This is a genomic window from Amycolatopsis vastitatis (genome assembly GCF_002234595.1).
Classification (GTDB): Bacteria; Actinomycetota; Actinomycetes; order Mycobacteriales; family Pseudonocardiaceae; genus Amycolatopsis; species Amycolatopsis vastitatis.
Genome location: NZ_NMUL01000053.1, coordinates 39,250 through 58,173 on the forward strand (window position 1 = coordinate 39,250; position 18,924 = coordinate 58,173).

The following is an 18,924-nucleotide window of genomic DNA, read 5'->3' on the forward strand; positions in this document are numbered from 1 at the left end:
GGGGCGGAGCAATGGACTCACCCGGATGGAGTGCCCATTCCCCGGAAATCGCGAGTGGCGATTTCTTTTCGTCGATTCACCGGCGCCCGGGCTGCCCGAGTCCGCCGGTGAGCGGGGCCGGGGCGAAGCGCAGGTAACGGCCCGGGGTGCCGAGCGCGGCCGCCGCCGCGTTCAGCTTCTCCGGCGTGGTTTCGGTCCACCGGCCGGTTTCGACGCGGGACTCGAGGGCGTGGAGCGCGGCGATCGTTTCCGACGGCTGGAAGGCACAGTGGCCCGGCGCGTCGACGAAAGCTTGGCGCAGCAAGCGTTCCTGGCCCGCAGCCCGTACGCGGCGGGCGTACCAGCTCTCCTGTTCGACCGGGACCAGCTGGTCCGACGTGGTGTGAATGGTCAGTTCCGGCACGCGGAGGCGTCCGGTCACCATCGACGTGCGGGCGAGGGTGCCGACGGCCCGCGGGTCGGGTGTGACGTCCGCGTGGCGGGTCAGGTTCGCCAGGTCGGCGTCGAGGTCCAGCCCCGCCTCGCGGTACAGGGCGCGGACCTGCCGGGACAGGGCACTTCCGGCCAGCAGCGACCGGTAGTCGACGCCCGCGTTGAACGCGCTGTTCCCGCCGGCGGCGAGTTCGATCTGGTAGCGACCGGAAACGACGAAGCCGAGCACGAACTGCGTCAGGGCTTGCTGTTGTTGCTGTTCCTGGCCCGCGTAGTCGGTCGGCGCCGCGGGACCGGTCAGCCACGTCGGCATGTTCATCAGCGCGGCACCGAGGGCGATCCGGGCCCGGCCCGCCGCGGTGCCCTGCGCGTCGGAGACGAGCTTGGTCAGCGACGCGGCCGCCGCGCCCGCTTCGTCCGCGCTCGCGTAGCGGACCAGCTTGACCGGCTGTGCCGGGCCGAGCAGCCGGGAAAGCGCATACTCCCCGTCGAGCTGGTAGTTGTTGAGGTTGAGCGCGCCGGCGACCAGGCCGCAGGTGGTCAGGGCCCCGTCGAGCCGGTGGCCGCCGGACTCGGCTTCGAGGGCGCTGACCAGCCCGCCCATCGACGTGCCCCACGCGATGGTGCGCCGGGGCTTGCCGATCCGCTGGGTGAGCGCGTCCAGCGAAGCGAACTGGTCACCGACTGCGGAGCTGAGCGCCCAGAACGACGGCCCGCTGTAGGAGGAGCCGACCAGCGCGTAGCCGTCGGCGAGCAGGGCCTGCCCGGTCGGCTCGTCGGGCGCGTCGCGCGCCACGAGCGGGCCGAAGCCGTGGCTGTAGAGGATGACGGTGCCGTTCCACGCGTCCGGGACGTCGGCCACCCAGCTCGCGCCGTCCGGCAGGAGCCCGGTGTAGTGCGCGGGGGTCGCGGCGTGCGCGGAGACCCCTGTCGTGAGCCCGATCGCGGTCAGTGTCGCGGCGACGAGCGTGCCGATCCGGCGTGGCCACGTGCTCATGCGCGGTGTCCTTCCCGTTGGTCCGCCAGGGTGAGTGCCGGTTCGTCCGGCGTGATCGAGCGGTGGCTGGTCTCCCGCAGTGCCAGCAGGCAGACGGCGGACAGGAGGCAGAACGCGGCGATCGTCCACGAGACCGGCGCGGTCGACGTGCTGCCGCGCTGGAGCTGGGCGAAGATCAGCGGGGCGAACCCGGCGCCGAGCCCGGCGAGCTGGTACCCCAGCGACGCGCCGGTGTACCGGTTTTCGGTGGCGAAGAGCTCGGTGTAGAGGGCGGCCAGCGGCCCGTACATCATCGGGTGGATCACGCCCTGGCCGATCACCAGCGCCAGGACGAGCAGCAGCCCGCTGCCGCTGCGCACCATCGGGAACAGCAGGAACCCGAACCCCGCCATCAGGACCACGCCGGCCAGCACGACCGGGCGGCGCCCGACGCGGTCGGACAGCGCGGACCACAGCAGGATGCCGGCCACCGCGCAGGCCGAGGACAGGGTGAGCGCGTTGAGCACCTCCTGCCGGGGATGTCCTTGCCGGACACCGTAAGCGAGGACGAACGTGGTCAGCGTCGCCTGGACGACGAACGCGGAAAGCCCGACGCCCACGCCCAGCACGAGTGCCCGCGGGTGCTCCCGCAGCACGGAGACCAGCGGGATGCGGCGCCGCTTTTCCTTCTGCGTGGCCAGGAACGCCGGCGTTTCCTCGACGCGCGAGCGGACGAACAAGCCGATCGCGAGCAGGACGATGCTGAACAGGAACGGGATCCGCCAGCCCCACGCGAGGAAGTCCGCCTCGGAGGTGAAGGCGGCGGTGCCGGACATCGCGAGCGTCGAGACGACCATGCCGCTCGGCGCGCCGGCGTTCGTGAAGCCGGCCCACAGGCCCCGGCGTGATTTCGCGTGTTCGGCCGACATCAGGACGGCACCGCCCCATTCGCCGCCGACCGCGACGCCTTGGACGACGCGGAGCAGCACCAGGCCGAGCGGGGCGAGGGCGCCGATCTGGGCGTAGCCGGGGAGCAGGCCGATGAGGAAGCTCGCGACGCCCATCAGGCTCATGGTGAGCACGAGCATCCGCTTGCGGCCCAGGCGATCGCCGAAATGGCCGAACAGCAGGCCGCCGAGCGGCCGGGCGAGGTAGCCGGTGGTGAACGTGCCGAAGCTGGCGACCGTGGCGAGCGCCGGATCGAGGTCGGCGAAGAAGACCTTGCCGAAGACGACCGCGCTGGCCGTGGCGTAGAGGAGGAAGTCGTAGTACTCGATGAGGCTGCCGAGGAAGCTCGACGTGACCGCTCTGCGGAGCTGAGTGCTCATGGGGACCCTCGTCTTTGGGGGTGGGCCGTCGTGGCCGGGATCACGTTAGTCACCGGAGTGACGGCCGTCAAGAATCTGCACAATATCAACTGACGTCCGGCCGGGAGCTACGCTCGTGGGGTGGAGACGCCCCGCGTGAAGTCCGTGATGCTGACCTTCCTCGGCATCCACGTGCTCGGCCGGGCGGTGGCGGTCTCCTCGGGCAGCGTGATCGAGGTGTTCGCGCGGATCGGCGTCTCGGAGGAGGCGGTCCGTTCCACGCTGACCCGGATGGCGAGCCGCGGGCTGCTGACCCGCCACCGCGACGGCCGGAAGGTCTACTTCGGACTCAGCCCGCGCCTGGCCGCGGTGCTCGAGGACGGCCGCCGCCGGGTCTGGGAGACGGGCGCGGTCAACCGCGCGGGAGACGGCGACTGGACGCTGGTGGGCTTTTCGCTCCCGGACAGCCGCCGCGGCGACCGTCACGACCTGCGCACCCAGCTGACCTGGGAGGGCTTCGGCCCGCTGCAGAACGGCTTGTGGGTCGCCGCGGGCAGCCGCGACGTCACGGCCATCATCGAGCAGCTCGACCTCGCCGGGCACGTCACGGTCCTGACGGCACGCCCCGCGAAGCCGACGGAATCCGCCGAACTGGTCCGCAAGGCGTTCGACACGAAGACGATCGAGGCGCGCTACCTCGACTTCCTGGCGAAGTGGGACACCGCGCGGTCGCCGTGGCCGGACGACCTCACCCGGCAGCTGGTGCTGCACACCGACTGGCTGCAGGTCATCCGCCGGGACCCGCACCTGCCGGCCGAGCACCTGCCCGGCGGCTGGCCCGCCGAGCGGGCCGAACGCCTGTTCCGGAAGCTCGACGAGAGTCTCCGCGAAGGAGCGGCGAAAGAGGCCGGAGCGGTGCTCGACACGCTCGCCGTCACCGGTTAGTGCGGGGCTGGCTGGGCGTGCTTCGGCAGGAGCCCGACCAGTGCCAGTGCCGGCAGGCAGACGCCGGCGCAGAGGCCGAAAACCAGTTCGGCGGCGGCGAGGAAGGACGTCGGGGACGGCTGCCCGGCGCGGGCGAAGAACACGGTGCCGAGTGCGGCGACGCCGATCGCGCCGGCGAACTGCTGGGCGGCGTTGAGCAGGCCGGCGCCGGTCCCGACCTCCTCGGCGGTGGCTTCGCCGAGGATGAAGTCGAACAGGGGGATGAACAGCAGCCCGGAACCGGCTCCGGTCACGAGCAACGCCGGCGCCAGCCTGCCCGCGGTGATGGCTTCGCCCCAGTGCGCGGTGGACCACCAGAGCGCGAGCAGGCCGGCGACGGTGACGGACAGCCCGAGGTGCAGGCCGGCGCGCCCGAGCTTTTCGGCGAGCACCGCGCCGGAGGCCAGCGTGGCGAGCGCGGTCCCCGCCGCCCAGGGGATCAGCGCGAGACCGGCGTCCAGCGGTGTCCAGCCCAGCCCCGACTGGAGCAGCAGGTTGACGACCAGGACGAACGCGCTGAGCGCGGCGTAGAACCCGCCGACGATCAGCAGGCCCACCACGAAGCCGCGCTTGCCGAACAGCGACGGCGTGACGACCGGGTGGCGGCTGCGGCGTTCGGACACGGCGAACAGGCCGAAAGCCACCAGCGCGGCCGCGATCATCGCGTGGGTCCACGCGGGCCAGCCCAGGTCGCGTCCCTGGATGAGCGGCACGATCAGCAGTGCCGAACCGGCGGTGAGCAGGCCGACGCCACGCGGGTCGAGGCGGGCGCCGCGGTCCTCGCCGCCGTTTCGCGGGAGAACGCCCCAGCCGAGCGCGGCGGCGAGGACGCCGAACGGGACGTTGATCAGGAAGATCGAGCGCCACCGGCTGCCGAACGGGTCCAGGTGCAGCAGCCAGCCGGCGAGGATCGGCCCGGCCACCGTGGCCAGTCCCATGATCGGGCCCATCGGCATCAGCGCCTTGCGCAGGTGCGCGGGCGGAAAGACGATCTTCACCAGCGCCATGCCCTGCGGGATCATCACGGACCCGCACAGGCCCTGGACCACGCGGGCGGCGACGAGGAACCCGGCGCTGGGCGCGAGGCTGCAGGCCAGCGACGCGAGGGTGAAGCCGGACATGCCGAGCAGGAACAGCCGGCGGCGGCCGAGCACGTCGCCGAGCCTGCCGGAGGTCACCAGGCCGAGGGCGAACGCCGCGGTGTAGCCGGACAGGACCCACTGCAGGGTCATCGGGCCGCCGCCGAGGTCGGCGCGGATCGCCGGGCTGGCGAGGTTGGCGACGCTGGTGTCGAGGAGGTCCATGAGCTCGGCGACGACCACGGCCACCAGGACCAGCCAGGCCCGGCCGAGCGGAAGCGGAGCCGCGCGGGACGTTTCCGACGAACATTGTTCAGTAGTCACGAACTAAGTTCTAGATTACGAACTAAGTTCGTGTCAAGGTAGGGTGACGGGCATGCCCACCGATCCCCGAGAGCGCCGCGCGGCCCGCCACGCCGGACTCCCCACGGACTCCGCGTCGACGGCGCCGCGGAAGACCCCCATCACGGCCGACCGGATCACCGACGCCGCGCTGCAGGTCATCGCCACCGAGGGCTACGACGCGCTGACGATCCGCCGGGTCGCCGCGGTGCTCGGCACCGGCCCGTCCTCGCTGTACGCGCACATCCTCAACAAGGACGACCTCGACGACCTGCTCGTCGGACGGCTCTGCGCCGAGATCCGGCTGCCCGAGCCCGACCCGGCGTCGTGGCGGGAGCAGATCCACGACGTCTATGCGCAGCTCCGGGACGTCTACCTGAAGTACCCCGGCGTCTCCCGCGCCGCGCTGGCCATGGTCCCCACCCACCTCGAAACGCTGCGGCTGGGCGAAGGGATCCTGGCCATCCTGCTCGCCGGCGGCATCGAACCGCAGGCCGCCGCGTGGGCGCTCGACGCGCTCACCCTCTACGTCAGCGCCTACACCCTGGAACGTTCACTCGTCCGGCAACGGCAGCGAAACCACGACGACAACTGGGTGCTCGGCCGGGAAGAGCTCATCGAGCGGTTCAGCGCCTTGCCCGCGGCCGAGTTCCCGCACACCCGGCGCCACGCGGCCGAACTGACCTCCGGCACCGGGCACGACCGCTTCGACTTCGCGCTCACCTTGATGCTCGACAACCTCAGCCGGCGGCCAAGGGCTTGATGAACCGGGCCGACCTGGCGCAGACGTCGTCGTAGCCGAGGCCGCGGTAGAAGCTGTGCGCGGCTTCGCGGGTCCGGGTGCTGGTGACCTCCAGCTCCCGGCACCCGAGCCGGCGCGCCTCACGCTCGACTTCGGCCACCAGCGCGCGGCCCACGCCCTGGCCACGGCACGAGTCGTCGACGACCAGCGCCACCAGGCGGCCCCGGCGTCCGTCGTGCTCCAGAAGGGGCATCGCGTGGAACGCGGCGACCCCCGAAACCAGGCCGTCCGCCTCGGCGACGACCAGCACGCTGCGCGGGTCGGTCAGCCAGTCGTCCAGCCGGGCCCGGACCCTGGCCTCGTCGGCCGGATATCCGAGCTGCTCGAGCAGGACCGTGAGCCGCGCGACGTCGCCGGTACCCGCCGGCCTGATGGTTGTCGTCATGCCACCCAGTCTGCCCATGCGGCCAGAATGGGCTCCATGGTGGAGATCAGCTTCCTGGCCGAGCCCGACCGAGACCAGTGGGAGGCGCTGGCCCGCGGCAAGGACGCCCACTTCGGCGTCGAACGCCGCGACGAAGACTACGAACGGACCTGGCGGCGCCTGCTCGGCGACGAGCGGATCCGCGGGATCGCCGCGCGGGTGGACGGCAGGATGGCCGGCATCGCGCACTACCTGTTCCACGCCAGTGTCTGGTACTCCGGGAAGTGCTACCTGGCGGACCTGTTCGTGGACCCGGAGGCCCGGCGGCGGGGCGTCGCGACGGCGGTGATCGAGTGGGTGGCGCGGGACGCCGAGGAGCACGGCCACCCGGGCCTCTACTGGAACACCCTGGAAGACGCTCCGGCTCGCGCGCTGTACGACAAGGTCGGCAAGTTCCACCAGGGACTCATTCACTACGCCTACCGGCGCTGAGCCGCGCGGAATCGCGCCCGCGCCGGAATCTGCGGCAAACCCGCCGCGGCGATCACCGGCGCGCCGGACGTCATGAACGACTCTTTCCTGTCGCCGGACGGGATGAACGAGTCGTTCACGACATCGCGGCGGCGGCCGTCACGACCCTCCACGGCGAGTATCCGAGAATTATTCGTGGTCACTCCGCGCTAAACTAACCCGCGCGGGGGAGAATTCGGCGGTATACGTCCCGTAGAGGTCAATTTCCGGCAACGCGATCAAACCGTTATGTGCCGAGCGCCGGTCGAGTCGTATCTTTTCGTGCAGGCGATGATCGACATCGGCTGACGGAGGTGCCGGAAGGTCCCGCCGGGTCCGGACAGTGCGGCCCGGTCGGGACGGCGGAGCGTGCCGCGGGCTGACATCTGCGGAAACGATTCGTGTAATCGCCAGAGTTCCGATTTCCGTTCTGAGGAAATCGGTCCCCCAATTGACCGGAGTAATGCATCGAAGGATTCGTCATGCCCTTTGCCATCAGGTCGTTGTCCGCGGGGGACCAGCTTGGCGTGAACGAGTGCCGCTATCTGCTCCTGCCGCCCGCCGGTGGCACCGTCGGGACGTTCCGGCACGTCGTGGGGGCGGCGGCCGGCGCCGAGGTGTGGGGCGTGGAGTACCCGGGGCGGGGTGACCGGCTGGACGCGCCGCCGCCGTCGTCCCTGGAACAGCTGGCCGAGCACGTCACGGGCGAGCTCCTCCGCCGGGAACGCGCCTGGGTGCGGCAGACCGTCGTGGTCGGGTTCAGCATGGGCGGGTTCGTCGCGGTGGAGCTGGCGCAGCGGCTGCGCACCCGCTGCGGGCCGGCTCCGGCGGCCGTCGTCGTCATCGGGACACCCGCGCCGCACCGGCGGGTCCCCGGGCGGTACGGGCGGATCGGCGAAGATCACCTCCTGGAGGTGCTGACCGGCGAAGGATTCGTGCCCGGGCTGGGAAGCCGTGCGTCGTTCGAGGTGTGGGCCTACGCCGCCGAGCTGTTGCGGCGGGACGTCCGCCTGACCACGGCGTACCGGGGCCCGGCCGACGTCGCCGTCCGGTGCCCGCTGGCCGCCTTGTGCGGTGACCGCGACCCGGTGCCGGCCGACGACGCGACCGAAGCGTGGCGGCCGTGGACGACCGGTCCGTTCCTGGCCGCGACCGTGCCGGGCGGGCACCTCGGGCTGCTGGCCCCCGGCCGCGGCGCGGAGTTCTGGACGTGGTTGCGGCGGATCGAGCGGGACGTGGTCGCCGCGGGAGTGCGGGATGCCTGAGCTTCCACCGTCCGTGGTCGGGGGCGGCCGGCGTTTCGTGCCGAAGGTGGGCTGGCAGGAGCTGTTCGAGCTGCGGGCCCGGGCGTTCCCGGAGCGGACGGCCCTGGTGGCCGACGACGTCGCGTGGACCTTCGGCGACCTGCGCCGGTGGAGCGGCCGCCTGACGACCGTGCTGCGGGCCGCCGGGGCGGTGCCCGGTTCGACGGTGGCGTGCGCCATGGCCAGGTCCGCGCGGGCGGTGCTGGCGCCGCTCGCGGTGGCCAAGGCCGGCGCGGTCTACCTGCCCCTGGACCCTGGCCTGCCGCCGGCGCGGCGGGCGCTGATCCTCGCCGAAGCCCGCCCGGCCGTGCTGCTCACCGACGTTCCCGAGCTCGCCGCGAGCGCGGACGTCGTGCTCTCGCCCGAGCACTGGCGCAGTGAGCTGGCCCGGCGGCCGGAGCACGCGGTCGCCGGCATCAACCCCGCCGATCCGGCGTACGTCGTCTACACCTCCGGCTCCACCGGCCGCCCGAAGGGCGTCGTGGTCGGGCACCGGAGCCTGGTCAACCTGTACTGCGAGCTCGCCGCGCGGTTCTTCCCCGCCGGGGGCGCGCCGCAGCGGGTGGCGCACGGCCTCCCGCTGGCCTTCGACGCGGCGTGGAACCCGCTGCTGTGGCTGGTCGGCGGGCACGAGGTGCACCTGGTGCCCGAAGCCGTCCGGACCGATCCCGAGCGCTACGTCGCCTTCATCCGCGCGCACCGGCTGACGGTGGTGGAGGCCGTGCCGGCCCAGCTCGCCGGGCTCGTCGACGCCGGCCTCCTCGCGGAGGACGTCCGCCCGCGGACGCTGCTCATGGGCGGAGAGGCGGTCGGGCCCTCTCTGTGGGCCCGGCTGCGCGCGACACCCGGCCTGACGGCGGTCAACCTCTACGGCCCGACCGAATGCACGGTGTTCACCACCGCCTGCCGGGTGGGGGAGCAGGACACGCCCGCGATCGGGCACCCGATCGCCAACACCAGCGTCCAGGTCGTGGACGCCTGCCTGCGGCCGGTGCCGGTCGGCGAGCCGGGCGAGCTCCTCGTCGGCGGGACGTCGCTCGCGCTGGGCTACCTCGGGGACGCGGCGCTGACGGCCGACCGCTTCGGCACCGCGCCCCACCGCTGGTACCGCACCGGCGACCGGTGCCGCTGCGAGCCCGACGGCACCCTGCGCTGGCTGGGCCGGCTCGACGACCAGGTCAAGATCCGCGGCCACCGCGTCGAACCGGGCGAGGCCGAACACGCCCTGCTCGCGTTGCCCGGGGTGCGACAGGCCATGGTCCGCGCCGAGGGCGCCGGGGACCGCCGTCACCTGGTCGCGTACGTCGTGCTCGGTTCCGGCTCCGGCTCCGGCTCCGGGGACGACTTGCGTGACCGGCTCCGGGAGACGCTGCCCGAATACCTCGTGCCCGCGGCGGTCGTCGAAGCCGCCGCGCTGCCGGTCGGGCGCACCGGCAAGGTCGACCGCGCCGCCGCCCGGATCGAGCCGCGCCGGCTGACCCCCGCCGAGACTCTCGTCGCGGCGGCGTTCCAGGGCCAGCTCGGGATCTCCGAGGTGACCGCGGACAGCGACTTCTTCGCCCTCGGCGGGCACAGCCTCTCCGCCGCGGCGCTGGCGGCGCGGCTGCGGGCCCGCGGGGTGCCGTGCACGCTGCGGGACGTCCTGCGCCGCCGCACCGTCGCCCGGCTCGCCGAACTCGTCCCCGGACGCCCGGAAGGAGGCGCGTGATGACCGATTTCGACGTCGTCGTGGCCGGGGGCGGGCCCGGTGGTTCGACCGCGGCGGGGCTGGTCGCCGCCGACGGGCACCGCGTCCTGCTGCTGGAGCAGGAGCACCTGCCGCGCTACCGGATCGGGGAGTCGCTGCTCCCGGCGACGGTGCACGGGATCTGCGCCCTGCTCGGGGTGCGGGACGAGGTCGAACGCGCGGGGTTCGTGCGCAAGCGCGGCGGCATGTTCCGGTGGGGCAGCAACCCCGAGCCGTGGACGTTCGCGTTCGCCGCGTCGGACCGGATGGCCGGCCCGACTTCCTACGCCTACCAGGTGGAACGCACGCGGTTCGACACGATCCTGCTGCGCAACGCGAGCCGGCTCGGCGCCGACGTCCGCGAGGGGCACCGGGTGCTCGGCACGCTCCGCGACGGCGGCCGGATCACCGGCGTCCGCTACCTCGACGACACCGGCCGCGAACGGGAGGCGACGGCGCGGTTCGTCGTCGACGCGTCCGGGCACACGAGCCGGCTGCACCACGACGTCGGCGGCGCCCGCGAATACTCCCCGGATTTCCGCAACCTGGCGTTGTTCGGCTACTTCCGCGGCGGCGCCCGGCTGCCCGAACCGGACGCGGGGAACATCCTGTGCGCCGCCTTCGACGACGGCTGGTTCTGGTACATCCCGCTTTCGGCGAGCCTGACCAGCGTCGGCGCGGTCGTCCGGCGGGACGCCGCGGCCCGGGTGCAGGGCGACCCCGAGACGGCGTTCCGCGCCCTGATCGCGGACTGCCCGATGATCCGCGACTTCCTGTGCGGCGTCCCGCGCGCCACCGAACCGCCGTACGACCGGCTGCGGGTGCGCAAGGACTACTCCTACGACCGGACTTCCCTGCGCTGCCCGGGAATGGTGCTGGTCGGCGACGCCGCCTGCTTCATCGACCCGGTGTTCTCCTCCGGCGTGCACCTCGCCACCTACAGTGCGCTGCTGGCCGCCCGGTCGATCAACAGCACCCTGGCCGGACTGGTGCCGGAGGAGCGGTGCTTCGCCGAGTTCGAAGCCCGCTACCGCCGCGAGTTCGGCTTGTTCCGGGACTTCCTGCGCGGCTTCTACCGGCTCGAGGCCGACCAGCGGTCCTACTACCGGCACGCCGGGGCGGTCACCGGCCGCGACGACCGCACGGCGTTCCTCGACCTCGTCGGCGGGGTGTCGTCGGCGGACTTCGACACGCTCGGCGAGGTTCTCGCCGAAGGAGCGCAGCTGCAGCTGCGCGGCCTGCTCGGTGCGGATGCGGGTGAGGAGCCGCCGATGTTCCCGGGTGGGTTGGTGTCTACTTCGGACGGTCGGCGTTGGCGGGTGCCCGATGCCTGAGCTCGCCGTCCTGCTCGCCGCCCTCGCCGTGGTGCTCGGTCTCGCCCGGCTCGCCGGCGCGAGGTTGCCACTGTGCTGCCCGCTGGTGTCGCGCGTCCGAGGTTCGTTGACAGCGGCCGGGCGATGCGCCCCAATGTGGCGTTCGGTGCGTCCAACGCACCGAACGCCACATTGGGTGCGTCCAACGCAACCAACGCCACATTGGGGCGCTTGGGACGGTGGCCGATGTCTGAGCTAGCCGTTCTGCTCGCCGCCCTTGCCGTGCTGCTCGGTCTCGCCCGGCTCGCCGGCGCGGTCACGGCCCGGCTGGGCCAGCCCGCGGTGCTCGGGGAGATCCTCTGCGGCGTGGCGGTCGCGCCGGCCGCGCGGCTGCTGCCCGCGCGGGCCGACACCACGCTCACCGCGATCGCCCAGCTCGGCCTGGTGCTGTTCCTGTTCGCCGCCGGTGCCCACCTGGCCCCGTCGCTGACCGGGACCCGGCTGAAGTCCGTCGTCGTCCCGGCGCTCGGCGCCACCCTCGTCCCGCTCGGTCTCGGCGCGGTTCTCGCCTTATGGCTGGCCCGGCGGCACGCTCCCGCCGGCACCGGGCCGTTCGTCGTGTTCGTCGCGGCCGCGATGGCGGTGACGGCGTTGCCCGTCCTGGCGCGCATTCTCGCCGAACGCGACCTGCTCGACAGCGTCGACGGACGCCGCGCGCTCACCGCGGCCGCGGTTTCCGACGTCACCGCCTGGACGCTGCTGGCCGTCGCCGCCGCGGCGCTGCACGGCTGGTCCGCGGCCGCGCCGCTGCCCGTCGTGGTGCTGCTGGCGGCGGTGCCGTGGCTCGCCCGGCGCCGCTGGGTCGCGCGGCTTTCCCGGCCGTCGGCCACGGTGGTGCTGGTCGCGCTCGCCTGCGCGGCCGCGGCGGTGACGGAGGCGGCGGGGCTGCACCCGGCCGTCGGCGCGTTCTTCGCCGGTGTCGTCCTCGGCCACGCCGTCCCGGCGCTCGACCCGGCCGCACTGGTCACGCCGGTCGCCGCACTGCTGGCCCCGCTGTACTTCGTGCTCGTCGGGCGGGCCGTCGACCTCGGCAGGCTCGACGCGGCCCTGGCCGGGGACATCGCCGCCGTGGCCGCCGTCGCCGTGGCCGGCAAGTGCGGTGGCGCCTACCTGGGCGCTCGGCTCGGCGGGCTGGCCCCGCACCGGGCCGGGGTGTTCGCGGTCCTGATGAACACCCGCGGCGTCACCGAACTGGTCTTCGTCGCCATCGGGCTCGGCCTGGGCGTCATCGACGGCGCGCTCTACACGGCGATGGTCGTGATGGCGCTCGCGACGACCGCGATGACCGGCCCGTTGCTCACCCGGCTGTCCCGGCAACGCGAGGGAGTCTGACATGTCCGTCTACCCGCCCGAACCGTGGCGCGTCAAGATGGTCGAACCGCTGCGGACGACGACCCGGAAGGACCGGGAGACGGCCCTGCGCGCGGCCGGCTGGAACCCGTGCCTCCTGCGCTCGGAAGACGTCTACGTCGACCTGTTCACCGACTCGGGCACCAACGCGATGTCCGACCGGCAGTGGTCGGCGCTCATGCGCGGCGACGAGGCCTACGCGGGGGCCCGCAGCTTCTACGTCTTCGAACAGGCCGTGCAGGCCTTCTACGGCTACGAGCACGTCATCCCGGTGCACCAGGGCCGCGGCGGGGAGAACATCCTGTCCCGGTGCCTGATCCGGCCCGGCACCCACGTGCCGGGCAACATGTACTTCCCCAGCACCCGCGCCCACCAGGAGCTCAACGGCGCGACGTTCCACGACGTGATCGTCGACGAGGCCCACGACCCGTCCTCGGAACACCCGTTCAAGGGCAACGTCGATCTCGCGAAGCTGCGCGCGGTCATCGCCGAATTCGGGGCGGCGATCCCGTACGTCTCCCTCGCCGCGACGGTCAACATGGCGGGCGGGCAGCCGATCAGCGTCGAGAACCTCACCGAGACGTGCGCACTGGCGCACGCCCACGGGATCCCGGTGTTCCTCGACACCGCCCGCGCGGTCGAAAACGCCTGGCTCGTCAAGCAACGCGAGCCGGGCCGGGCCCGGTGCACGGTCGCGGAGATCCTGCGCGCGCTGTGCGAGCCGACCGACGGCGCGGTCATGTCCGCCAAGAAGGATTCGCTGGCCAACATCGGCGGCTGGCTCGCCCTGCGCGACCCGGCCCTGGCCGAACAAGCCCGGGGACTCGTCCTGCTGTACGAAGGGCTGCACACCTACGGCGGCATGGCCGGCCGCGACATGGAGGCCATCGCCGCGGGCATCGCGGAATCCGTCGAAGAGAACCACATCCGCGCCCGCGTCGCCCAGGTCGAGTACCTCGCGACGCGGCTGTGCCACGCGGGCGTGCCGATCGTCCGCCCGACGGGCGGCCACTGCGTCTGCGTCGACGCGGCGGCGGCGCTGCCGCACGTCCCGCGGACGGAGTTCCCCGGCCAGACCCTGGCGTGCGCGGTCTACCTCGAAGCGGGTGTCCGCGGCGTCGAACGCGGCGCGGTCTCGGCCGGGCGGGACCCGGAAACCGGGGAGAACCGGTTACCCAGCCTGGAACTGCTGCGCTTGGCGATCCCGCGGCGCGTGTACACCCGCGCCCACATGGACCTCGTCGCCGACGGTGTCATCGCCGTCCACCGCGACCGCGACCGGATCCGGTGCGGCCTGAGGTTCACGTGCGAGCCGCGGCAGCTGAGGTTCTTCCAGGCGCGGTTCGAGCCGACGTCCGGAACCACGATCTTCGGCTAGGGACTGCCCGTGTGCAGCCATTCGACGAGGTCGGGCGGCGCGAGTTCGGCGACGCGCCGGCGGTAGTGGTCGAGGGTGGCCGCGTCGAGCAGGTCGCGCCACTGGCCGCTGGTGCCGGCCCGGAAGAAGTCCTTGTTGCTGCGCCACAGTTTCGCGTCGACGCCGGGGGCGAGTTCGTCGGCCCGGTTCCGCATGCCTTCGAACGTCGCGGCGTCGGCGAGTTCGCCGAGCCGCTGAAGCGGGACGTCGATCGAGAGCGCGTCGGCCAGGCGCGCCAGCTGCCCGGGCAGATCGGCTTTCAGGTCCGCGTAGTGGAACAGCGCGACCTGCGGCTCGTCGCGGTGGTCCCAGAACGTCCGCACGTGGTGGACCAGGTTGGCCAGGCTCACTCCGAACCAGTCCGACTCCGGCGTGAACTCCGCGTCCGCCCACACCCGGAACCGTTCGAGCGGATCTTCGGAGGGCGGCGGGCCGGTGTGCTGGTCGAGGCCGCCCGCCGCGATGGCGACGGGGTCGATGTTGGCCACGGCGTGCTCGAACGACAGCATGGCATCGCGCGGGTCACGCCCGACGCAGACGTACGTCACCCCCGCCTCGGACGGCAAGCCGTCGAGCGGCGTGTGCGTCTTGACGAAACGCCGGTGCCGCTGCCCCTCGAGCCCGGCGAGGATCGCCTCGGTGTCATACGTGGTCGCGTCCACCCACGGGGAGATTTCGGTGAGCGGACGGGGAAGATCGGCTGTGTCGAAGACCAGCAACGCGCACAGCATCTGCATCCACGTCGTGCCGCACTTCGGCGGCGTGCTGATCACGATGTCCCCGTCGCGGAACCGGAAGCGCGCCCAGAGGGCACTGTCCGACACCACCGTGCGATACCGCCGCCGTTCGACCATTCTCAGCCCTCCCGACTGATGCGGTCTTCGCTCGCGCCGGATTCAGCATGCCACGCCCGGGCGTCACCAGGCCAGGGAGAACTTCACCGGCAGCGCCGCCAAGCCCCGGAACAGCGGTGACGGCCGCCAGGTCAGCGTGTCGGCCGGTATCGCGAGGACCACGTCCGGGAGCCGGTCGAGGAGGACCTCGATCGCGGCCTCGGCGATCACCTTGGCGATCTCCTGGGCCGCGTACGGGCAGCGGTGTTCGCCGTAGCTGAACGACATGTACGCCTGGTTGCCGCTCGACGTCTGGGGGAGCGGGCGGACCAGCGGGTCGTGGTTGGCTGCCGCCAGTCCGAGGATCAGCAGGTCGCCCTTGCGGATCTGCCTGCCGCCCAGCCGGAGGTCGTGGACGGCGAACCGGCCCGGGAAGTTCTGGGTGGGCGTGTCCTCCCAGAGCACCTCGTTCAGCGCCTGGCCGACGCTCCGGCGGCCGCCGGACAACGTCATCGCGAAGCGGTCGTCGGTGAGCATCAGCCGCAGGGTGTTGCCGATCCAGTAGGCGGTCGGCAGCTGGCCCGCGTTCATCAGGTGCAGCAGGTCTTCGGTGATTTCGTCGACGGCGAGCCCGGCCGGGTGGGCCAGCAGCCGCGATGCGACGTCGGGTCCCGGAGTGTCCTTTTTGGACGCGACCATGCGCCGCACCTTTTCCCGGACGCGCGCGTAGGCCTCGTTCGCGCCCTCGCCGGCGGCGTGCGTCCGGTAGACGTCACGGACCAGGTCGGCGGTCTCCGCCTCCGGCACGCCGATCATCCGGGCGACGACGGGCAGCGGGACCCCGTCGGCGTACTGGGTGATCAGGTCCGCCTCGCCGGAGCCGGCGAAGGCGTCGATGAGCTGGTCCGCGACCTGCTGGGCCCGCGCGCCGAGCTCGAACTGGTCGACGGCGCCGAGTGCCTCGTCGAGTGCCTCGGCCCGCCGCCGGTGTTCGGCACCCTCGGTGAACATCATCGTGGGCTGGTAGCCGAGGAGCGGGAGCAACGGCCAGTCGGGCGGGACGCGGTCCCAGGCGTTCCAGCGCCGCGAGTCGCGCCCGAAGACCTCCGGGCTGCTCACGACGTACTGCACCTCGCGGTAGCCCAGCACGAGCCACGCCGGCACGTCCCCGTCGAGCAGGACCGGAGCCACCGGCCCGTGCGCCCGCCGCATTTCCGCGTAGAGGTCCTCGGACGTCTGCTGGAACGCCGGCCCGGACAACGGCGTGGCGTGCCGGAAGGCGGGATCCAGGGCGGGGAGTGCGGGACTGGGGGTGGTCATGACGTGGGCTCCCGGACGGCGGACAGGGCGAAGAGGTGGTGGACGAGCGCGAGCAGGACGGTCTTGCTGGAGTCGCGGCGGCGGGCGTCGCAGTCGACCAGCGGCACCTCGGGGGACAGGTCGAGGGCGTCGCGCACCTGCTCCAGACTGTGTTTCGGCGGGCCGAAGTTGTTGCGCGCGACGATGAACGGCGTCCCGTGGTGTTCGAGGCGGTCGATGGAGTACCAGGAGTCGGCCAGCCGGTCGCTGTCCACCAGCACGACGGCGCCCAGCGTCCCGGAGAACAGGCGGTCCCAGAGGAACCAGAACCGCTCCTGGCCCGGCGCGCCGAACAAGTACAGCACCATGCGCTCGTTCAGGCTGATCCGCCCGAAGTCGAACGCGACCGTGGTGGTGGTCTTGCCGTGCGAGGCGCCGTCGTCGATCCCGACGCCCGCCTGCGTCATGGTTTCCTCCGTGCTCAGCGGGCGGATCTCGCTGACGGAACCGACCATGGTCGTCTTGCCCACCCCGAACCCGCCGACGACCACGATCTTCAGCCCGTCCCTGGCGGTGCTCGGCAGCGGAGCGCGGGCGTCCTGCTCAGAGCTTCTGAAGTCCAACGAGCACCTGCTTCAGGGTTTCGAGATCGGGCAGACGGGTGTCCACGGGTGCCGAGGACGGGTGGCGGGCGGTGATCCGGCCGGTGTCGAGCAGGTCGCACAAGAGGATCTTCACGACGCTCACCGGCAGGCCCAGGTCCGAGGAGACCTCCACGAGCGCCGTCGGGTGGCGGCACAGCCGCAGGATCTTGACGTGCTCGGACTGCATGCCCGGGACCGGGTCGCACTCGCTCACGATCAGCGTCACGAGGTCCAGCGCGCTCTCGTTCGCACGGCTGCGCCCGCCGGTGACGGTGTACAGCCGGTCGGGGTCCTCGCGGTGGAGGTCTTCCCAGCTCATGTCATCCGCCGCTGTGTTGCGGCTGCGGGCGCGGCGGGGCGGTCAGGTACTCGCCGATCTGCTCGACGAGCTCGTTCATGTTGTGGCCGATGACGCCCACGTCGGCGTAGTCGTCGGCGATCACGGCGAGGTGGGCTCCTTCGCCCGCCTCCACGATGAACAGCATCCCGCCGTGGAACTCCGTCATGGACTGCCGGACGCCGCCGGTCCCGTCGCCGAACTCGATGGACGTGCCGTACGCCAGGCTCTGCATGCCCGAGGCGATGGCGGCCAGCTGGTCGGCCTGGTCCACGGTGAGCCCGCGGGTGTGGCAGAGCTTGAGACCGTCCTTGGACAGCACCAGGGCGTGCCGGGTGCCCGGGGTCTTGCTCAGGAGGTTCTCGAGCAGCCAGTCGAGATCGTGGTCGGTGGTGTTCATCGGGATCCCTCGCCTCCGATCTGCTGTCCGGTCGGTGCTTCGCGTCCAGGGGCGGCTATCGGCTCCCCACTCGGGGGAGCGGGGCGGATGCCGCGGCCGGCCGCGCGGAACGCGCTGAACCTCGCCCCGGCGTCGGCACGGGCCGGAGTGGGACTCGGCGCCGGGGCGGCCACCGGCACGGGCGCCGCCGCCAGGGTCTGCCCGCGACGTCGCCGCGGCAGCACGGACAGCTCACCTTCCACTTTGGACTCCGTCGGGGCGGGTGCGGCGGCGGGCGCGCGCACCTCGGGAGGCGGAGTGGTCACGCCGGCCGCGGCCGGAGCGACCGACAGAGTGTCCTGTTCGGACTGCGTGACCAGCTGCCGGGGGATCATGACCACGACTCCGGTGCCGCCCCGCGCGGACGGCCGGAAGTGCACGCTCAGGCCGTGCTTGCGCGCCAGGCAGCCCACCACCGCCAGCCCCAGCCGGGTCCCGGACAGCGTGGTCAGGTCCAGCGGCTCGGCGGAAACCGCCCGCACGGCCCGGTCCAGCGCCGCGGCGCTCATGACGAGGCCGCTGTCCTCGATCGTGACGACGACACCCGCGTGGACCTCCTCCACGTACACGTGCACGTCCTCCGACGGCGGCGAGAAGCTGGTGGCGTTGTCCATCAGCTCGGCCAGCGCGTGCATGACGCCTTCGGCGGCGTACCCGGCGACGGCGACGGTACTGGTCGAGTGCGTCCGCACCCGCTGGTAGGCGCTGATGCGGCCCATCGCGCCGCGCAGGATGCTTTCCATCACGATCGGCTTGGTCCAGCGCCGGCCGGAACGGGCGCCGGTCAGGACCGCGATGCTGTCCGCCAGCCGGCCCGCCTGCGCGGTGCTGTGGTCGAGCTTGAGCAGGTCGCCGAGGACGTTTTCGTCGTGCCGGCCTTCCATCTCCCGCAGGTCGGCCAGCATGCTGGTGGCCAGCGCCTGAACGCGGCCGGCGGCGTTGGCGCAGGCGGCCATGGTGGCCGCGCGCATGCGCTCTCCCCGGCTGATCTCCTGCGCGACCGCCGACAGCAGACGCCGGCCGGCGCCGTCGACGGACTGCGGCACCTCGGCGAGCGCGGTGTCCGCCGACGCTCCTCCGCGCACCCGCTCGACGACCGCGGGCAGCGTCTCGTCGGCGAGCTGGGCGACCTGCCCGTCCAGCACCGCGGCCCGGCCCTGGAAGTGGCGCGCGGCCTGCGCGAAGTACACGGCGACCGTGACCGCCGCACACACCAGGACGGCGGCGGCTCCGCCGGACCAGGCCACGAACGTCCGTCCCGCCGCGGGCGCCGCGGCCGTTATCCACCACAGCACCCCGCCGGTGACGACGATGGCGGCCGGCAGCGCGAACAGGGCTCGTCCCACCGGCGGGCGCTCCGCCTGGTGGTGAGCGGGTAAGTGCACTGACATCGATCAGGTCCTCGC

General features: G+C 72.5%; 18 protein-coding genes. 8 read left to right on the forward strand and 10 right to left on the reverse strand.

Features of this window, described 5'->3' with window-relative positions; translation table 11 throughout:
* Positions 1–76 precede the first annotated feature (76 nt).
* Entirely contained in the window at positions 77–1,429 is a 1,353-nt protein-coding gene (locus CF165_RS40555; RefSeq protein ID WP_093952893.1) for an alpha/beta fold hydrolase, read from the reverse strand.
* Entirely contained in the window at positions 1,426–2,736 is a 1,311-nt protein-coding gene (locus CF165_RS40560; RefSeq protein WP_093952894.1) for an MFS transporter, read from the reverse strand. The genes CF165_RS40555 and CF165_RS40560 overlap by 4 nt, the downstream gene beginning before the upstream one ends.
* Before the next feature lie 120 nt (positions 2,737–2,856).
* Here CF165_RS40560 and CF165_RS40565 point away from each other — a divergent pair, with 120 nt between their 5' ends.
* A complete protein-coding gene (locus CF165_RS40565) occupies positions 2,857–3,660 on the forward strand; it encodes a PaaX family transcriptional regulator (protein WP_240522024.1) in 804 nt (267 codons plus the stop codon).
* Here CF165_RS40565 and CF165_RS40570 read toward each other — a convergent pair.
* Positions 3,657–5,102 carry an MFS transporter gene (locus CF165_RS40570; RefSeq protein WP_205661118.1) on the reverse strand — a complete coding sequence of 482 codons (1,446 nt, stop codon included), beginning with the start codon at positions 5,100–5,102 and terminating at the stop codon, positions 3,657–3,659. The genes CF165_RS40565 and CF165_RS40570 overlap by 4 nt on opposite strands.
* 52 nt (positions 5,103–5,154) lie before the next feature.
* Between CF165_RS40570 and CF165_RS40575 the strand changes: the two genes are divergently transcribed.
* The gene (locus CF165_RS40575; protein ID WP_167441720.1) at positions 5,155–5,883 is read left to right on the forward strand and encodes a TetR/AcrR family transcriptional regulator; all 729 of its coding nucleotides are present in this window, start codon (positions 5,155–5,157) and stop codon (positions 5,881–5,883) included.
* On the opposite strand, the gene CF165_RS40580 is transcribed toward CF165_RS40575, so the two are convergent.
* Positions 5,861–6,307, reverse strand: coding sequence for a GNAT family N-acetyltransferase (locus CF165_RS40580; protein WP_093952896.1), 447 nt, complete (start codon positions 6,305–6,307; stop codon positions 5,861–5,863). The genes CF165_RS40575 and CF165_RS40580 overlap by 23 nt on opposite strands.
* A gap of 36 nt (positions 6,308–6,343) precedes the next feature.
* Between CF165_RS40580 and CF165_RS40585 the strand changes: the two genes are divergently transcribed.
* The 6 genes from CF165_RS40585 to CF165_RS40610 all read left to right on the forward strand — a co-directional run bounded on the left by CF165_RS40585 (position 6,344) and on the right by CF165_RS40610 (position 13,927).
* Positions 6,344–6,778 carry a GNAT family N-acetyltransferase gene (locus CF165_RS40585; protein WP_167441721.1) on the forward strand — a complete coding sequence of 145 codons (435 nt, stop codon included), beginning with the start codon at positions 6,344–6,346 and terminating at the stop codon, positions 6,776–6,778.
* A gap of 500 nt (positions 6,779–7,278) precedes the next feature.
* Entirely contained in the window at positions 7,279–8,061 is a 783-nt protein-coding gene (locus CF165_RS40590; protein ID WP_167441722.1) for a thioesterase II family protein, read from the forward strand.
* Positions 8,054–9,808: an amino acid adenylation domain-containing protein gene (locus tag CF165_RS40595; protein WP_093952899.1), complete on the forward strand. Its 1,755-nt coding sequence runs from the start codon at positions 8,054–8,056 to the stop codon at positions 9,806–9,808. The genes CF165_RS40590 and CF165_RS40595 overlap by 8 nt, the downstream gene beginning before the upstream one ends.
* A complete protein-coding gene (locus CF165_RS40600; protein ID WP_093952900.1) occupies positions 9,808–11,160 on the forward strand; it encodes a tryptophan 7-halogenase in 1,353 nt (450 codons plus the stop codon). The genes CF165_RS40595 and CF165_RS40600 overlap by 1 nt, the downstream gene beginning before the upstream one ends.
* A gap of 225 nt (positions 11,161–11,385) precedes the next feature.
* On the forward strand, positions 11,386–12,531 hold the full coding sequence (locus CF165_RS40605) for a cation:proton antiporter (protein ID WP_093952901.1): 1,146 nt from the start codon (positions 11,386–11,388) through the stop codon (positions 12,529–12,531).
* A gap of 1 nt (position 12,532) precedes the next feature.
* Positions 12,533–13,927: a tryptophanase gene (locus CF165_RS40610; RefSeq protein WP_093952902.1), complete on the forward strand. Its 1,395-nt coding sequence runs from the start codon at positions 12,533–12,535 to the stop codon at positions 13,925–13,927.
* Here the strand turns inward: CF165_RS40610 and CF165_RS40615 are convergent.
* From CF165_RS40615 to CF165_RS40640, 6 genes are all read right to left on the reverse strand, one after another.
* On the reverse strand, positions 13,924–14,820 hold the full coding sequence (locus CF165_RS40615) for a sulfotransferase domain-containing protein (protein ID WP_093952903.1): 897 nt from the start codon (positions 14,818–14,820) through the stop codon (positions 13,924–13,926). The genes CF165_RS40610 and CF165_RS40615 overlap by 4 nt on opposite strands.
* A 63-nt stretch (positions 14,821–14,883) precedes the next feature.
* The gene (locus CF165_RS40620; RefSeq protein WP_093952904.1) at positions 14,884–16,119 is read right to left on the reverse strand and encodes a cytochrome P450; all 1,236 of its coding nucleotides are present in this window, start codon (positions 16,117–16,119) and stop codon (positions 14,884–14,886) included.
* Positions 16,116–16,649, reverse strand: coding sequence for a GTP-binding protein (locus CF165_RS40625; RefSeq protein ID WP_093952931.1), 534 nt, complete (start codon positions 16,647–16,649; stop codon positions 16,116–16,118). The genes CF165_RS40620 and CF165_RS40625 overlap by 4 nt, the downstream gene beginning before the upstream one ends.
* A 52-nt stretch (positions 16,650–16,701) precedes the next feature.
* The gene (locus CF165_RS40630) at positions 16,702–17,061 is read right to left on the reverse strand and encodes a DUF742 domain-containing protein (RefSeq protein ID WP_020640618.1); all 360 of its coding nucleotides are present in this window, start codon (positions 17,059–17,061) and stop codon (positions 16,702–16,704) included.
* Position 17,062: 1 nt separating this feature from the next.
* Positions 17,063–17,479 carry a roadblock/LC7 domain-containing protein gene (locus CF165_RS40635; RefSeq protein WP_093952905.1) on the reverse strand — a complete coding sequence of 139 codons (417 nt, stop codon included), beginning with the start codon at positions 17,477–17,479 and terminating at the stop codon, positions 17,063–17,065.
* Positions 17,476–18,909 carry a sensor histidine kinase gene (locus CF165_RS40640; RefSeq protein ID WP_240522026.1) on the reverse strand — a complete coding sequence of 478 codons (1,434 nt, stop codon included), beginning with the start codon at positions 18,907–18,909 and terminating at the stop codon, positions 17,476–17,478. Before CF165_RS40640 ends, CF165_RS40635 begins: the two co-directional genes overlap by 4 nt.
* Positions 18,910–18,924 lie beyond the last annotated feature (15 nt).

Bases quoted from the DNA above. Each gene is read 5' to 3' on its own strand.
- CF165_RS40555 (WP_093952893.1), bottom strand. From the start codon at position 1,429: ATGAGCACGTGGCCACGCCGGATCGGCACGCTCGTCGCCGCGACACTG.
- CF165_RS40560 (WP_093952894.1), bottom strand. From the start codon at position 2,736: ATGAGCACTCAGCTCCGCAGAGCGGTCACGTCGAGCTTCCTCGGCAGC.
- CF165_RS40575 (WP_167441720.1), top strand. From the start codon at position 5,155: ATGCCCACCGATCCCCGAGAGCGCCGCGCGGCCCGCCACGCCGGACTC.
- CF165_RS40580 (WP_093952896.1), bottom strand. From the start codon at position 6,307: ATGACGACAACCATCAGGCCGGCGGGTACCGGCGACGTCGCGCGGCTC.
- CF165_RS40585 (WP_167441721.1), top strand. From the start codon at position 6,344: ATGGTGGAGATCAGCTTCCTGGCCGAGCCCGACCGAGACCAGTGGGAG.
- CF165_RS40590 (WP_167441722.1), top strand. From the start codon at position 7,279: ATGCCCTTTGCCATCAGGTCGTTGTCCGCGGGGGACCAGCTTGGCGTG.
- CF165_RS40595 (WP_093952899.1), top strand. From the start codon at position 8,054: ATGCCTGAGCTTCCACCGTCCGTGGTCGGGGGCGGCCGGCGTTTCGTG.
- CF165_RS40600 (WP_093952900.1), top strand. From the start codon at position 9,808: ATGACCGATTTCGACGTCGTCGTGGCCGGGGGCGGGCCCGGTGGTTCG.
- CF165_RS40605 (WP_093952901.1), top strand. From the start codon at position 11,386: ATGTCTGAGCTAGCCGTTCTGCTCGCCGCCCTTGCCGTGCTGCTCGGT.
- CF165_RS40610 (WP_093952902.1), top strand. From the start codon at position 12,533: ATGTCCGTCTACCCGCCCGAACCGTGGCGCGTCAAGATGGTCGAACCG.
- CF165_RS40615 (WP_093952903.1), bottom strand. From the start codon at position 14,820: ATGGTCGAACGGCGGCGGTATCGCACGGTGGTGTCGGACAGTGCCCTC.
- CF165_RS40620 (WP_093952904.1), bottom strand. From the start codon at position 16,119: ATGACCACCCCCAGTCCCGCACTCCCCGCCCTGGATCCCGCCTTCCGG.
- CF165_RS40630 (WP_020640618.1), bottom strand. From the start codon at position 17,061: ATGAGCTGGGAAGACCTCCACCGCGAGGACCCCGACCGGCTGTACACC.
- CF165_RS40635 (WP_093952905.1), bottom strand. From the start codon at position 17,479: ATGAACACCACCGACCACGATCTCGACTGGCTGCTCGAGAACCTCCTG.
- CF165_RS40640 (WP_240522026.1), bottom strand. From the start codon at position 18,909: ATGTCAGTGCACTTACCCGCTCACCACCAGGCGGAGCGCCCGCCGGTG.